At 39.0% G+C, this 12,509-nt stretch carries 20 protein-coding genes and 1 pseudogene; 7 read left to right on the top strand and 14 right to left on the bottom strand.

The genetic code is table 11. The annotated features are described in order from the left end of the window. Positions 1 to 75: 75 nt before the first annotated feature. A complete protein-coding gene (locus AA650_RS19890; protein WP_053540359.1) occupies positions 76 to 651 on the bottom strand; it encodes a DUF1294 domain-containing protein in 576 nt (191 codons plus the stop codon). Between the two features lie 94 nt (positions 652 to 745). On the opposite strand from AA650_RS19890, the gene AA650_RS19885 reads away from it, so the two are divergent. After that, entirely contained in the window at positions 746 to 1,039 is a 294-nt protein-coding gene (locus AA650_RS19885; protein ID WP_053540358.1) for a hypothetical protein, read from the top strand. A gap of 19 nt (positions 1,040 to 1,058) precedes the next feature. Here the strand turns inward: AA650_RS19885 and trmFO are convergent, their stop codons facing one another. The 3 genes from trmFO to AA650_RS19875 form a co-directional block, all read right to left on the bottom strand. Continuing rightward, positions 1,059 to 2,381 carry an FADH(2)-oxidizing methylenetetrahydrofolate--tRNA-(uracil(54)-C(5))-methyltransferase TrmFO gene (gene trmFO, locus AA650_RS19880; RefSeq protein WP_027404427.1) on the bottom strand — a complete coding sequence of 441 codons (1,323 nt, stop codon included), beginning with the start codon at positions 2,379 to 2,381 and terminating at the stop codon, positions 1,059 to 1,061. 17 nt (positions 2,382 to 2,398) lie between these two features. Then, entirely contained in the window at positions 2,399 to 2,614 is a 216-nt protein-coding gene (locus tag AA650_RS26900; protein WP_081424281.1) for a hypothetical protein, read from the bottom strand. 264 nt (positions 2,615 to 2,878) lie between these two features. Further along, positions 2,879 to 3,136, bottom strand: a complete 258-nt coding sequence (locus AA650_RS19875) for a hypothetical protein (RefSeq protein ID WP_053540357.1) — start codon at positions 3,134 to 3,136, stop codon at positions 2,879 to 2,881. Positions 3,137 to 3,464: 328 nt separating this feature from the next. Here AA650_RS19875 and AA650_RS26895 point away from each other — a divergent pair. Further along, positions 3,465 to 3,686: pseudogene (locus AA650_RS26895) on the top strand (pyrroline-5-carboxylate reductase family protein); the annotation flags it as partial. Between the two features lie 47 nt (positions 3,687 to 3,733). On the opposite strand, the gene AA650_RS19870 reads toward AA650_RS26895, so the two are convergent. The 8 genes from AA650_RS19870 to AA650_RS19845 form a co-directional block, all read right to left on the bottom strand. Next, a complete protein-coding gene (locus AA650_RS19870) occupies positions 3,734 to 3,997 on the bottom strand; it encodes a type II toxin-antitoxin system RelE family toxin (RefSeq protein ID WP_053540356.1) in 264 nt (87 codons plus the stop codon). Further along, positions 3,990 to 4,259, bottom strand: a complete 270-nt coding sequence (locus AA650_RS19865; RefSeq protein WP_234413229.1) for a hypothetical protein — start codon at positions 4,257 to 4,259, stop codon at positions 3,990 to 3,992. Before AA650_RS19865 ends, AA650_RS19870 begins: the two co-directional genes overlap by 8 nt. A gap of 26 nt (positions 4,260 to 4,285) precedes the next feature. After that, positions 4,286 to 4,504 (bottom strand): DUF433 domain-containing protein, encoded by a 219-nt coding sequence (locus AA650_RS26890; RefSeq protein WP_081424280.1) that lies wholly within the window; start codon positions 4,502 to 4,504, stop codon positions 4,286 to 4,288. 34 nt (positions 4,505 to 4,538) lie between these two features. Continuing rightward, positions 4,539 to 4,781 (bottom strand): DUF2281 domain-containing protein, encoded by a 243-nt coding sequence (locus AA650_RS19860; RefSeq protein WP_234413228.1) that lies wholly within the window; start codon positions 4,779 to 4,781, stop codon positions 4,539 to 4,541. Between the two features lie 108 nt (positions 4,782 to 4,889). Beyond that, positions 4,890 to 5,141 (bottom strand): hypothetical protein, encoded by a 252-nt coding sequence (locus tag AA650_RS19855; protein ID WP_053540354.1) that lies wholly within the window; start codon positions 5,139 to 5,141, stop codon positions 4,890 to 4,892. 89 nt (positions 5,142 to 5,230) lie between these two features. Further along, the gene (locus tag AA650_RS29155) at positions 5,231 to 5,365 is read right to left on the bottom strand and encodes a hypothetical protein (protein WP_256369542.1); all 135 of its coding nucleotides are present in this window, start codon (positions 5,363 to 5,365) and stop codon (positions 5,231 to 5,233) included. A 16-nt stretch (positions 5,366 to 5,381) separates the two neighbouring features. After that, positions 5,382 to 6,122 (bottom strand): hypothetical protein, encoded by a 741-nt coding sequence (locus AA650_RS19850; RefSeq protein ID WP_053540353.1) that lies wholly within the window; start codon positions 6,120 to 6,122, stop codon positions 5,382 to 5,384. 33 nt (positions 6,123 to 6,155) lie between these two features. Beyond that, positions 6,156 to 7,118, bottom strand: a complete 963-nt coding sequence (locus AA650_RS19845) for a hypothetical protein (protein ID WP_053540352.1) — start codon at positions 7,116 to 7,118, stop codon at positions 6,156 to 6,158. Between the two features lie 230 nt (positions 7,119 to 7,348). Here AA650_RS19845 and AA650_RS19840 point away from each other — a divergent pair, with 230 nt between their 5' ends. Both AA650_RS19840 and AA650_RS19835 read left to right on the top strand, forming a co-directional pair. Continuing rightward, positions 7,349 to 7,531, top strand: a complete 183-nt coding sequence (locus tag AA650_RS19840) for a type II toxin-antitoxin system HicA family toxin (protein WP_053540351.1) — start codon at positions 7,349 to 7,351, stop codon at positions 7,529 to 7,531. Beyond that, on the top strand, positions 7,528 to 7,755 hold the full coding sequence (locus AA650_RS19835) for a type II toxin-antitoxin system HicB family antitoxin (RefSeq protein ID WP_199924304.1): 228 nt from the start codon (positions 7,528 to 7,530) through the stop codon (positions 7,753 to 7,755). The genes AA650_RS19840 and AA650_RS19835 overlap by 4 nt, the downstream gene beginning before the upstream one ends. 61 nt (positions 7,756 to 7,816) lie before the next feature. On the opposite strand, the gene AA650_RS19830 is transcribed toward AA650_RS19835, so the two are convergent. Together AA650_RS19830 and AA650_RS19825 are read right to left on the bottom strand one after the other, a co-directional pair. Continuing rightward, complete coding sequence (locus tag AA650_RS19830) at positions 7,817 to 8,209, bottom strand: type II toxin-antitoxin system VapC family toxin (RefSeq protein ID WP_053540350.1); 393 nt, start codon at positions 8,207 to 8,209, stop codon at positions 7,817 to 7,819. Then, the gene (locus AA650_RS19825; RefSeq protein WP_053540349.1) at positions 8,210 to 8,458 is read right to left on the bottom strand and encodes a hypothetical protein; all 249 of its coding nucleotides are present in this window, start codon (positions 8,456 to 8,458) and stop codon (positions 8,210 to 8,212) included. It abuts the gene before it with no gap. 74 nt (positions 8,459 to 8,532) lie between these two features. Here AA650_RS19825 and AA650_RS19820 point away from each other — a divergent pair, with 74 nt between their 5' ends. The 3 genes from AA650_RS19820 to AA650_RS19810 all read left to right on the top strand — a co-directional run bounded on the left by AA650_RS19820 (position 8,533) and on the right by AA650_RS19810 (position 12,467). Continuing rightward, positions 8,533 to 9,153, top strand: coding sequence for a hypothetical protein (locus AA650_RS19820; RefSeq protein WP_053541349.1), 621 nt, complete (start codon positions 8,533 to 8,535; stop codon positions 9,151 to 9,153). Between the two features lie 37 nt (positions 9,154 to 9,190). Next, positions 9,191 to 9,625 carry a DUF29 domain-containing protein gene (locus AA650_RS19815; RefSeq protein ID WP_015078603.1) on the top strand — a complete coding sequence of 145 codons (435 nt, stop codon included), beginning with the start codon at positions 9,191 to 9,193 and terminating at the stop codon, positions 9,623 to 9,625. A gap of 160 nt (positions 9,626 to 9,785) precedes the next feature. After that, the gene (locus AA650_RS19810; protein ID WP_053540348.1) at positions 9,786 to 12,467 is read left to right on the top strand and encodes a DEAD/DEAH box helicase; all 2,682 of its coding nucleotides are present in this window, start codon (positions 9,786 to 9,788) and stop codon (positions 12,465 to 12,467) included. Positions 12,468 to 12,509 lie beyond the last annotated feature (42 nt).

The raw sequence follows: 12,509 nt of genomic DNA, 5'->3' as shown, positions 1-12,509 counted from the left end.
TATTTGCTAAAAAATAAAGTTAAGTCATACAGATTTAGTAAATCACCAAGTTTTACGGATAAACAATGCTTACACTCATCCCAGTCTCAAATTGTATGGCTGCAAAAATAACCAATACGTCCAACCAGCCAAATGAATAGCTACAATAATCCAATAAACTGACTGATAGGAAGACTTTTTACTCTTATGGTGAAGTGTATTCTGAGCAATAAAACCACCAATCCATCCACCGATTAACTCCCAGAAATGTAAAGTTTGTTCAGGAGTACGCCAATTTCCATCAGTTGCTTGTTTTTTATCATGTGCATAAAACCAATAAGTAATTAATCCTGTCATTGGATAAATAGCTATCGGTAAAGGATTTCTATAAATCATTGACAGCTTGACTGTTCCCCAAATAGGTAAAATTGATAAAACAAGTAAACCAATCATCCACCCTAGAAATTTCTCCTGAATAGAGGCGTTAATAGCCGTGAGTTTGCCTTTTTCATCAGTTGTTAGTTGGTATTTAATAATATCTCCTTCTTGAGGGCGTTTGCGCTTATTTCTTAAACTGGAGATATGCAAGAAAACTTTCTTTTCTGTATCATCTAATTGAATAAATCCAAATCCGCGATCATCTTTCCAGATCGTTAATTTCCCTTTGTGCATTTAAAAATTTTTGAGGTTATTTAACTTGATTGTGGTTTAATTAATTTTATACATTATTTTTGTGTATAATAAACTAAAAATATTAAATGTTTTTATGAAGACACGCCCAGGAATTTTATTACTTACTTTAGTCATCCCTGGTTTATTGGTAGTATTGATATCCCTTTATTATTTTGGTACTGATTATGACGCACTAATAAAAGCTGAAAATTATTTAGAAAAATTGGTAAAAGAGGAAAAGCCTAATGAAAGAACTTTACAATTTGCATATCATCGAGCTTTAGCCCATCGAATTAATGTTTTTGCTGATGCTACTTGGGGATTATTGGGAGGTGTGATTACAGCAGTGGGAATACATGGTTTAGTGATGTTGAAGGAGAAAGATTAAAACACTTCCTCCTATTAATTTAAACGGCTAAATTTTCCGTTTTCCAAGTTGCCAAATCTGCCAAGGATCTATCCCGATAACGTCCGTATTTTTCCGGTTTACTCTTAATTTTCACACCCAAATCTGGCACAATGCCAAAATTAGGAGCCATCGGTTGAAAATGCTTTGGTGCGGCGGATCTGATAAACTCAAATAAAGCCCCCATCATCGTTGTCACGGGCAAAATTAGGGGTTCTTTTCCTAAAGCTAATCTAGCAGCATTTGTTCCCGCTAACCAACCTCCAGCAGATGCAGCAGTATAACCTTCTGTTCCTATTAATTGTCCCGCAGCCAATAACGTTGGACGTTCTTTAAATTGCAAACTTGCAGACATCAACTGTGGTGCATTTAAAAAAGTATTGCGGTGCATGACTCCTAATCTGACAAACTCGGCTTTTTCTAAACCGGGAATCATTTGAAATACTCTTTTTTGTTCACCCCAACGTAAATTAGTTTGAAAACCTACCATATTCCAAAGTTGACCGGCTTTATCTTCTTGTCGTAATTGAATTACCGCATAATTACGTTCTCCATTGCGAGGATCAGATAAACCCACTGGTTTGAGCGGTCCATAACGCATGGTATCTTCTCCCCGTCTTGCCATTTCTTCAATTGGTAAACAAGCTTCAAAAAATTTCGCTGTTTCTTTTTCAAAGTCTTTTAATTCTGTTTGTTCCGCTTGACAAAGTGCTTCTCGAAATTGTAAATACTGCTCTTTATTCATCGGACAATTTAGATAAGCTGCCTCACCTTTGTCATAGCGAGAAGCCATAAAAGCAATATCTTTATTGATAGAATCTCCCGTAATAATGGGACTCGCAGCATCAAAAAAGTTGAGATATTCCATCCCCGTAAATCGCTGTAAATCTGCGCCTAAATCGGGACTGGTTAAAGGACCAGAAGCTAAAACAACAATACCTTCAGGAATTGCGGTAACTTCCCCGCGACGGAAATCAATTAAAGGGTGATTTGCTAAGGTTTGGGTTAGATCTTCCCCAAATTGTCCTCTGTCTACCGCTAAAGCCCCACCAGCGGGGACTGCGTGTTCATCTGCTTTGGAAATGACAATAGAACCGAGTTGGCGTAATTCTTCGTGTAAGAGACCGGCAGCGCGATCGCTCGCCATAGCCCCGAAAGAGTTACTACAGACCAATTCTGCCAAATTTTCGGTATGATGGGCAGGACTGAAGCGTTTAGGGCGCATCTCGTGGAGAATCACAGGCACGCCAGCTTGGGCTATTTGCCATGCTGCTTCTGTTCCCGCGAGTCCGCCGCCAATTACTTGTATCGGTTCTTGTGTCATAGCCGTTTTTTATACTATCAATCATTAGGAGAATGCCAACCACTTATTACCCACCGTTTACGAGCAAATATAATCACTGGGTTGTTCATGCGTAGCCTAATTATTGTAGCGCGACCTATAGCAGTTATACCTTCCACTCTTGTACCGTCAGGACTCCAGGTAAAATGTTCTGACCATTTCTGTTTGCGAGGGTGAAAAAGTGATTTTGTTTCGCCAGTTAAGTAGGTTAGCATTGAAAATCGTCGTTATGGCAAGGCAAGAGGCACTCATGCAAGAGGCAAGAGTGAAGAGGGTTTGGGCGATTTTACCTTTCTTTACACAGATTGGTTTTATTGTGTTCACCTAAGTAAGTAGGTGAACAGAAAAATTTAAAGGTATATAACGGTATGTAAAGTTGTCTCAATGCGAGATTCTGATTGGGTTTCAGCCATTTTACAAAACGCAATACCCCTCATTTTTATTTTGTTTACCTACTTAGACAAACGTTTAGGTCTTCATTATACTAAAAAAGTTCCCAGTAACCCAAAAGCTAACAGTAAATTTGGCAAAATGCGACATAAATAATCTATTTGTTCACAGGTAAAGGTAAATCCCTTGATTGTTTCCTGACTATAAATTTGATCTATTAATGCTCCTGTGTTTACCTGTTCTAATTGTTTACTAGCTTCTTGAAATCTAGCTTCTAATGTTTGGATAATTTTCCGTTGTCCCCCCGCTGATATTGTTTTGATTAATCTTTGGACTTCGTTAGTCAATTATTAAATGGAGATAAAGAGATATGCGAAGAAAAATAGTAAATAGAGATGGGATAACAACCAGCAAGAGAGTGATGAGAATCAAGTAAAGTGGTATTGGTGGCATAAAGATGACCTTTGGTAGTGCAAGAAGTTTGTGAGAATTGGGTAATTTAACGTAAAACCTGTAGCCCGCCTGGGAATGAATTCCCAGTCTAATAGCAAAAGTCATCTTCAGATGACTAAAAATCCCCAGTTTATACTTGAGAAGGTAATAACTTGCGTTTTTACATCATAGCGAAGCGCTCCGTAGGAATCGCTGTCCTCAATTTCATTCACTTAGCATAGAAGAGCGATCGCTCAACAACTAGCTGTACAAACGGTCTTAGGAACAGCTACACTGTTACAAGAAACAAAAATCCACCCAGCGGAACTCAAGGATAGAGTTACCAGTCCCGGTGGTACAACTATTGCCGGTGTCAGCGCCTTAGAAAAAGCCGGTTTTCGTTCTGCTGTCATTGAAGCCGTCAAAGCCTCAAAAGAACGCGCTCAGGAATTGGGGAAAGGGTGATAAGTGAGGTTGTTGATCCAATCTACCAGTAAAATCATAACTCACATTTACTGTTCATATACTTCGCTGCGATGAGCGATAGCCACAACAAATACCTGCACCACTTCATCCTCTATCGAATAGATTACCCTGTAGTCGCCGATTCGGTAGCGATAGTACCCTGCATAATCTCCCTTGAGGGCTTTGATGTTAGGGTGCGACTGGGGGGTTTGCTCTAACTGCTGTAAACATCGGGCAATTTTCTTTGCTAGGGCTTTATCAGCATTAACATAAACCTTTTGGGCATCGGGATGGAGAACAACTTCATACATCAGAGCGAAGGGTTCTCCAGTTTGTGTAATGGGTTTTAGGAGTTGTTTGATTTTGCTTAACTCGTTCTAGCAATCCAGGAATTGCTAAAAGTTCTTGGGTTGCAGCTTCGCTTTCAGCATTTGCTAAGTAAGCCGCAAAATCAGCAAGCACTTGTAATCTTTCTGGTGATAGTTGTTTGAGTAAGTCATTAAGCTGATTTTGTAACTCTGTCACGGATACTAAAATCTCTGATGATCTATCTGACCCTGGGGAATTATCCATAGTATTCATTTGCTTGCTTCCCAATTTTAAGGCCTAGTGTTTATTATAAGGCAACCAGTCTCATAGGCAAGAGCTTCATGTATATCTGCTTCTTCAAGGTATGGGTAAACCTTGAGGATATCATTTGCACTGTGTCCAGATGCCATTAAGCAAACGATAGTACCAACTGTAACACGCATTCCCCGGATGCAGGGTTTGCCGCCCATTACTTCTGGGTTGCGGGTAATTCTGGTGAGGTTTTGCATAGCTGATTAGATTGGGAAACCAGAAATGGCTGCGTTAATATTTTCCATTATCACTCTTTTTTACTGAATTTCCCAAGGCTGCAATTGAAAGCAAAAAGTTTTTACTAGTTTTTTGGGATTGTTTTTGAGTTGCTTTATAGCGCAGGTAATCAACAAAATTGATGAGTTCAGTGAGTGAATCTTCTGGCAATGTCTTAATTGACTCAATAATCTGCTCTCGGTTTTTGGTTAAAGTATCCATATATTGATTTAAAGGAATGCGGCTTACTTCAAACACACTATTCTATTTTGACTGAAATTGCTAAATTAGCTGTTAGAAAATGTTGTAGTTCTTGGATCTGTTGATCACATTTGTTGATATCAAACTTATAAGGAAAAAGTGTGATCACGAATAATCTTCCTTTTTGCGGTCAATAATATCAATTATCAAAAAACCCTGATCTGTTTTTTTAAATAGTAGCCGTACTGTGGGATCTACTTTGACTACCCACGTATCTGTATCCTCAAGTTTATCAGACTTTAATCGCTGTGATTTATCAACATCTAGCTGCTTTATTACTTTAGAAACCCTATTTTTCTGACTTGATGGCATGGTTTCATAAGCCATCAAAGCTTTTTCTCTAAATTGCACAGTCATATTTATATCTCCATAAACTAGCAGCAGGGGAAGAAATCAAAGGTTTACCCCTATATCATAGCCTTATTTAATCGCTTCATTAACGTACCCTAAAATATAGTGCGATAGCGAAACGCTCCGTAGGAATCGCTATCCTCAATTTCATTAAATTGGTCTGGGAGAACGATCGCTAAACAACTAGCTGTACAGACAATCTTAGTAACATCAACACTATCTATTAGCAAGCCGTCAAATTGTGATTTAATTCACAAGAAGTAACTTATAACTTGGCAGTTCGGTAAACTGATCATAGAACTTGGTCTTTATATCTAAAATTTCTCTTTCCATCTCAAGAAAATATTCTCCATTTTTTTCAGTTTCTAGCATTTCTCTTAAACGTGATCCCAATCTACCTGAGTGAGTAGATGATAAAAGTGATGCTTTCTCCATAGATTCTCTAGCATCGTGACAATAGTGAGGATAGTAAAAGCGTGATTGATTGTCTCCACTAATACTCAGTTGCTTAGACATTCTTTTCCAAAATTCACCATACTCAACTGAGATCAAAATCTCACCCCAAAATCTCAATACAGTTAATAACTTGATGTCGCATAGTTCTGCTCCAGCAACACTGATAAGCGATTCAATCTCCTCAATTGTACGAGTTGTTGTAACTGTTTGACGAGAACCTGAAATCTCGGACTGCGTAGCTCCAAGAGAAATTAAGTCATGAACTAATTCTTCCCTGTGTGATGGCGTATTTCCATTGATATCAGGGTACTCTTCCCGTAAAATCTTTCGAGCTATCTTGGTAGCTTCTATATCTGTAAGACCATCAATCGCCATATCATAAACTTTAGTAAATTCGAGCGAAAGGAATCTTCGCTGAAGAAGTATTTGAAGAAAATCCTTTTGAGATATAAACTCAATTCCTTGAAAAACTTTGTGACTTCTAAATAAAGCAATCAGTTTCTCTTCTTCGTTGTCAAGATTGGTAATCATTAGTGTTCTCTATTAAACGTTAAAGGATTATAATTAGAATTTGTCAGCCATAATACTGATTTCCGTTCGCCAATTTCTCACATCAGAAAATTCCTGTCCAATACTCCATAACATTGCTACTTCCCTAGAGACTGATTTTCCCAGAATAGAAGTTTCACTCTGTACTTCGATTTGAGGGGCTTTTATAGCAAGTTGTCCATGAAAGAACAGGCTTACAAAAAAGTGTTCATCAACATTATATACAGAAATTGAAGGCATTGCATTATAAAGCTTAATCTGCAAATATTTTCTGTTTTCCTCGTCTACTCTCTCAGCAATGTCACTTAATACATCAAGACAATGTTCTACACCTGATCTAACTTGGTTTTCTTGAAATTTAGAAGTACCAAACCTGTGTAATGCTTCACTACGTAATGTTGCAATACCCGAATTAGGGTACAGCATCAGAATCTGCACAGTGTTTTTTTTACTTAAAGCATCTACTAAGGCATCAGCTAAAAAATCAAGATTTGGAATCCATGTATTCAAAATAGTAACTTTTTTTGATCTACCAATGAGCTTCTCAAAATCTTTATCATATAAGCTTTGATGAACAGCTACTATTCCAGCATAATGAGCTTCTTTCAGCAACTGAGACATAGTTTCTATATCAAATTTGGATAGAATTTCTTCAATCTTGAGCAAATGCCCAATTTTAGTAGTTGGTTCACGTAACTTCTTAACTACATCCTCAACCAATAATTCAGATAACTTTTCAGTATCATTTTTATGACGAATAGATTGAATACGTCGATATATAACAAATGACAATATGAAAAGAAAGGGAACTGGTATCAAATTTGTAAGTATACTTTTTAGAAACTCCAATATCCCTGGAGGAATATTTTGTATTGAAGAAACTACGAAGTAGGTAGCTACTAATGTTATCAATGCGACTATAGCTACGATAAATATTAATCTTTCAACTTCTGCCAAAAGTTCGGTTTGTCTTTTCATGTTTTTTATTGGCACTTAATTTTTATGTATCAAAAAATTTATCTTTTGTATAAATTTTTCTATACCCAGACTATAATATCACACTACTGGTGCGTTTTGCGGGTCAAGGGTGTTGGTATCCAAAATGTACATCTAAAGGCTCTCTCTCATAACCTCATAACTTGTGCTTTTGCTCTCAATGTAGTAAATCACTAATCAAGTTATGATGGTAAATAGTCTGCTTGTAAATTATGAAGGTTAAAGAAGTTCTCAAAATCCTGGAAGCAGATGGTTGGTATATAGATCGCATCAGAGGTAGTCATCGTATCCTCAAACATCCAAGCAAATCAGGTATCGTAGTTGTACCCGGAAAACCAAGTGATGATATTCCAGTCGGTACACTCTCATCAATTTGGAAGCAAGCAAAATTATGAACGAAAAAATGATTGAGTACACAGTCATCTACGAACGTGGCCAGACAAACTGGGGCGCTTATGTTCCCGACTTACCCGGTTGTGTCAGTATTGGCGATACCTTAGCAGAAGTACAGGAAAATATTAAAGAAGCGATCGCATTATACCTAGAAGTATTAAAAGAAGATGGACAACCTATACCCGAACCATCCACGCAAGTTGGTAAAGTAGCAGTAACGATATAAACACAGCTACCGGAAACAATTCACCATGCAAGGACTAGCCGTTAAGCTTATTGATTAGTAATCAATACCAGTCAACAATTGTGAGTCCCGAAACCCTGGAAAACTCCTTGATATTGTGAGTAACTAAAGTTGCTTGCAATGCTATGGCTGTACCAGCAATCAAAACATCCATTTGACCGATTGGAGTTCCTTGCTGCTCCAACTCAGCACGAATTTTAGCAGCAGCAAGAGCAGCTTCTCTATCAAACAAAACCAGGTTAACCCGACTCATAAGTTCTTGAAGTTGTTGAGTGCGTTTTGCGGGTGAAGTGGACTTAGCAATACCAACTTGTAATTCAAAAAAAACAATCGTAGGAATACTAATTTCTTGAGCAGAGACATTAGCAAAATTTTCAGCAACTTGTCCTTGACCTTTGAAATAATAAATCAGTGTGTTGGTGTCCAAAACGTACATTTAAAGGCTCTCCCGCAGAATGTCTTGTCCTGATTCAGCGCGAATTTCTTCTAAAGTGGGAAAGTCATCTGTCCAAGTTCCAGCAAGTGAATAAACAAATTCTGACCAAGGTAACTCGTCAATATTTTTAACAGTTTGGTTAGTATTTAGATGTTTAGCACGGATAAATTCAGCAAAAGTCAGAATCGCATCAGCTTGATCTTGGGGAAGAGTTTTAGCGATCGCATAAATCTGTTCAGCAATAGTCATAATAGAGTTTTAGATAAAATCAGGTCGGTGAAATTATTTTATCGTAGATGCAACTACTGAGACAAAAATCCACTATGCAAACACTAGCCGTTACTGAAACTATCACCACCATCGCTGAAGCAGAAAAACGATTTGGCTTGAGTCGCAGTGAATCAGAGGATTTTTTTACAGAATGGCATGATCAATTACCTGAAATTAATCCCAATGACCACACCAACCTAGAAATTCTCTGGAAACGTTATCTTTATCACCGTTCAGGTGGGCATTTATTAGAAAGTACAGTAATGCTATTACTCGTTTCTCCATTACTTACCGTTGCAGGTTTATATGATCCACCTTTTCGCATCAAAGCAGAAGAATCTGTACAAATAACAATAGCTGATAGCGAAGAAACTCTCCAGGGTGGAATAGATTTACTGGTATTACAAGACCGCCTATGGGTAATTGTTTTAGAATCAAAAAAAATCATGTTATCAGTTTGGTCAGCATTGCCACAAACCCTGACTTACTTAATGGCTAGTCCCAACACTAATCTACCTAACTTTGGAATGTTAACCAATGGCGACGATATTGTGTTTGTCAAACTAGAAAATCAACACTATGCCATATCACGAGTATTTGCCCCACTGTCTACCCAAAACGAATTAGAATCTGCCTGTCGAGTTCTGTACAAAATTGCCGAAATAGTAAAATGATAAAAAAGTGTAAAATTAGGGAAAGAGGAAAAATACTATGCTAACCCAAACAGATTACGCCCTCTGGATTGAAGAGACAATTAATCTATTGAAAGAGCAAAATTATCATAGTGTTGACTGGGAAGACTTAATTGAGGAGATTGAAAGTTTGGGAAGGAGTCAAAAGCGAGAATTGCGAAATCGGCTCATCACAATGCTAGAACATTGTCTTAAACTTTGTTATTCAGACTACGTTCAAGACTATCGTGGTTGGACAGAAACAATTAAGCGTAGTCAGCGAGAATTGAAAGGCTTATTGGAAGACTCTCCCAGCTTAAGACCGTATTGGGATGAAATATTTATAGAATGTTATATCAGCGCATTAACGACTCTGCGAGAGAACTCTGATTATCAATCTTTTTCTTTTCCTGATGATTGTCCTTTTCCTCAAGAAATAGATCAAATTTTGCAACAAACTTCTTGGCGGAAGTAGTCAGTGTAATTGCTTGGCGAGGTCTCCGCAAAATTGCCGAAATAGTAAAGTAATTAAAAAAAGCTCAGTCATACCTTCACAACTTGGGCTTTTCATATCAACGTAGGAAACCACGAATCACGTTATGATAGTAGACAGTCTGCTTGTAAATTATGATTGAGTGAATTATTCTGCCTCTGCTAATGAAATTGACATTGAGTCAATATTCCCCTTTGAATTAGATCAATTCCAGAAAGAAGCGATCGCCTCCCTCAATGCTGACCGTTCAGTAGTTGTCTGTGCGCCCACAGGTTCAGGAAAGACCCTCATCGGGGAATATGCCATCTATCGCGCCTTATCTCGCGGGAAACGGGTATTTTACACCACTCCCTTGAAGGCGTTATCTAATCAAAAACTCCGAGACTTCCGCGAAAAATTTGGCTTTGATCAAGTTGGACTCCTCACCGGAGACGCTTCCATTCATAGGGATGCACCAATTTTGGTCATGACCACAGAAATTTTCCGCAATATGCTCTATGGCACGCCCATAGGTCAAATTGGCATCTCCTTAGCCGACGTTGAGGCTGTAGTGCTAGATGAGTGCCACTACATGAACGATCGCCAACGGGGTACAGTCTGGGAAGAATCCATCATCTACTGTCCCCGCAGCGTCCAACTTGTAGCCCTTTCTGCCACCGTTGCCAACAGTGATCAACTTACCAGTTGGTTAAATCATGTTCATGGTCCCACAGACCTGATTTACTCCGATTTTCGCCCCGTTCCCTTAGAATTTAACTTTTGTAATCCCAAAGGATTGTTTCCGTTATTAAATGAAACTAATACCAAAATTAATCCCCGCTTAGTCAAAAAGGCTAAAAAAGGATATTGGGAAAAAGGCAAAGCTGGTAGACCAGAACCGCCCGGTATTATTTATACCCTGAGCCAACTCCAAGAACGGGATATGCTTCCCGCCATTTACTTTATCTTCAGTCGTCGGGGCTGTGATAAAGCCGTTGAAGAAGTTGGTGATTTATGGTTAGTTAATAATGATGAGTCCCAAATCCTCCGCCAACAAATTGACGAATTTTTACGCCGTAACCCCGATGCTGGCAGGGCTGGACAAGTTGCCCCACTGTATCGAGGTATAGCTGCCCATCATGCCGGCATCTTACCAGCTTGGAAAGGATTCGTCGAAGAACTGTTTCAGCAGGGATTAATTAAAGTAGTATTCGCCACAGAAACCTTAGCAGCGGGAATTAATATGCCCGCCCGGACAACAGTTATTTCTACTTTGTCTAAACGCACTGATAACGGACACCGCTTACTCAATGCTTCGGAATTCTTGCAAATGGCAGGGCGGGCTGGTCGTCGCGGGATGGATATGCAAGGTTATGTAGTAACATTACAAACCCCCTTTGAAGGCGCAAAAGAAGCATCCTATTTAGCTACATCCAAAGCTGATCCCTTAGTTAGTCAGTTTACACCCAGTTACGGTATGGTTTTGAACCTGCTGCAAACCCACACCATAGAAAAAGCCAGAGAACTGATAGAACGCAGTTTTGGACAATATATGTCCAATTTGCACCTCCAACCAGATTTTGAAGAACTGGGACAATTTCAAAGCGAATTATCGCAAATTCAATCACAACTGGCGGCAATTGATGAAAGTGAATTGATGCAATATGAAAAACTGCGTCAACGCTTGAAAGTAGAACGCCAAATTTTCAAAACCCTGCAAGAACAGGCACAGGAAGATAGACAGGCACAACTGGCAATGATGCTAGATTTTGCCATATCTGGAACTATGTTGAGTCTCAACGACAGAAACGCCATGTCACCCCTACCAATAACAGTAGTGCTGGTTGACAAAGCCGTGAGTGTGGGTGAGACATCTTACTTTGTTTGCTTGGGGCAAAATAACCGTTGGTATGTGGCAACTTCAGCAGATATATTAGATATGTATGCAGAAATGCCACGAGTAGAAGTTCCATCTGAGCTAATACCACCTTCAGAATTGAGCTTGAAACGAGGACAATCAATTCGTGGTGATGAAAGCACCATTGCGATCGCTCAAAGCATACCCAATCCTGAAGAATTTAACCATCTACCCACAGAAGTAAGAGAACAACTCAGTCGCCTAACTGCTGTCCAAGAACAGTTAGAAAACCATCCCATTTATAAATCGGGTAACATTGCCAAAATATTCAAAAATCGAGCGCGTTGTGTCGAATTAGAAGCAGAAATTGAACACCTACAAGAACAGGTATCACTACAGTCTCAAAGATATTGGGAAGAGTTTCTCTGTTTAATTGAAATTTTGCAATTCTTTGAATGTTTGGATAACTTAGTTCCCACAAAATTAGGAGAAATTGCGGCAGCCATTCGCGGTGAAAATGAATTGTGGTTAGGTTTAGTTTTAGCCAGTGGAGAATTAGATAATATTGGTCCCCATAACCTAGCAGCAGTAATAGCCGCCTTGGTGACAGAAAGCCCCCGCCCAGATACTAAGGTTGATTTCAACCTGTCTACAGAAGCAGATGCAGCCTGGTTAACATTACAACCTATTCGCCGTTCTGTGTTAAAGGTACAGTATCGTCATGGGGTAGCCTTACCTGTAGGTTTAGAAACTCGTTTTATCAGCTTGATTTCCTTGGTGGAACAATGGGCGCTAGGGGTAGAGTGGAAAGCATTATGTGAGAAAACCACTTTAGATGAAGGGGACGTAGTGCGAATTTTACGCCGCACTCTAGATTTATTATCCCAGATTCCTCATGTTCCTAATTTACCAGATGTATTGCGACGCAATGCTCAACGAGCGATGCAATTAATTGATAGATTCCCTGTGAATGAAGCAATGGAATAATTAGGGTTTATATAACTTATATTTGCAGTCAGATCCCCGACT

The organism is Anabaena sp. WA102, assembly GCF_001277295.1.
Taxonomy (GTDB): Bacteria; Cyanobacteriota; Cyanobacteriia; order Cyanobacteriales; family Nostocaceae; genus Dolichospermum; species Dolichospermum heterosporum.
Note: the sequence above shows the minus strand (reverse complement) of the source record. Positions and strands in the feature narration are given on the sequence as shown.

Excerpts from the sequence above, each read along its gene's own strand:
- AA650_RS19830 (WP_053540350.1), bottom strand. The coding sequence starts at position 8,209 with ATGTACGTTTTGGACACCAACACACTGATTTATTATTTCAAAGGTCAA.
- AA650_RS19885 (WP_053540358.1), top strand. The coding sequence starts at position 746 with ATGAAGACACGCCCAGGAATTTTATTACTTACTTTAGTCATCCCTGGT.
- AA650_RS19825 (WP_053540349.1), bottom strand. The coding sequence starts at position 8,458 with ATGACTATTGCTGAACAGATTTATGCGATCGCTAAAACTCTTCCCCAA.
- AA650_RS19845 (WP_053540352.1), bottom strand. The coding sequence starts at position 7,118 with ATGAAAAGACAAACCGAACTTTTGGCAGAAGTTGAAAGATTAATATTT.
- AA650_RS19820 (WP_053541349.1), top strand. The coding sequence starts at position 8,533 with ATGCAAACACTAGCCGTTACTGAAACTATCACCACCATCGCTGAAGCA.
- AA650_RS19890 (WP_053540359.1), bottom strand. The coding sequence starts at position 651 with ATGCACAAAGGGAAATTAACGATCTGGAAAGATGATCGCGGATTTGGA.
- AA650_RS19865 (WP_234413229.1), bottom strand. The coding sequence starts at position 4,259 with ATGGATAATTCCCCAGGGTCAGATAGATCATCAGAGATTTTAGTATCC.
- AA650_RS19870 (WP_053540356.1), bottom strand. The coding sequence starts at position 3,997 with ATGTATGAAGTTGTTCTCCATCCCGATGCCCAAAAGGTTTATGTTAAT.
- AA650_RS19850 (WP_053540353.1), bottom strand. The coding sequence starts at position 6,122 with ATGATTACCAATCTTGACAACGAAGAAGAGAAACTGATTGCTTTATTT.
- AA650_RS19815 (WP_015078603.1), top strand. The coding sequence starts at position 9,191 with ATGCTAACCCAAACAGATTACGCCCTCTGGATTGAAGAGACAATTAAT.
- AA650_RS19840 (WP_053540351.1), top strand. The coding sequence starts at position 7,349 with ATGAAGGTTAAAGAAGTTCTCAAAATCCTGGAAGCAGATGGTTGGTAT.
- AA650_RS19835 (WP_199924304.1), top strand. The coding sequence starts at position 7,528 with ATGAACGAAAAAATGATTGAGTACACAGTCATCTACGAACGTGGCCAG.
- AA650_RS26900 (WP_081424281.1), bottom strand. The coding sequence starts at position 2,614 with ATGCTAACCTACTTAACTGGCGAAACAAAATCACTTTTTCACCCTCGC.
- trmFO (WP_027404427.1), bottom strand. The coding sequence starts at position 2,381 with ATGACACAAGAACCGATACAAGTAATTGGCGGCGGACTCGCGGGAACA.
- AA650_RS26890 (WP_081424280.1), bottom strand. The coding sequence starts at position 4,504 with ATGCAAAACCTCACCAGAATTACCCGCAACCCAGAAGTAATGGGCGGC.
- AA650_RS19855 (WP_053540354.1), bottom strand. The coding sequence starts at position 5,141 with ATGACTGTGCAATTTAGAGAAAAAGCTTTGATGGCTTATGAAACCATG.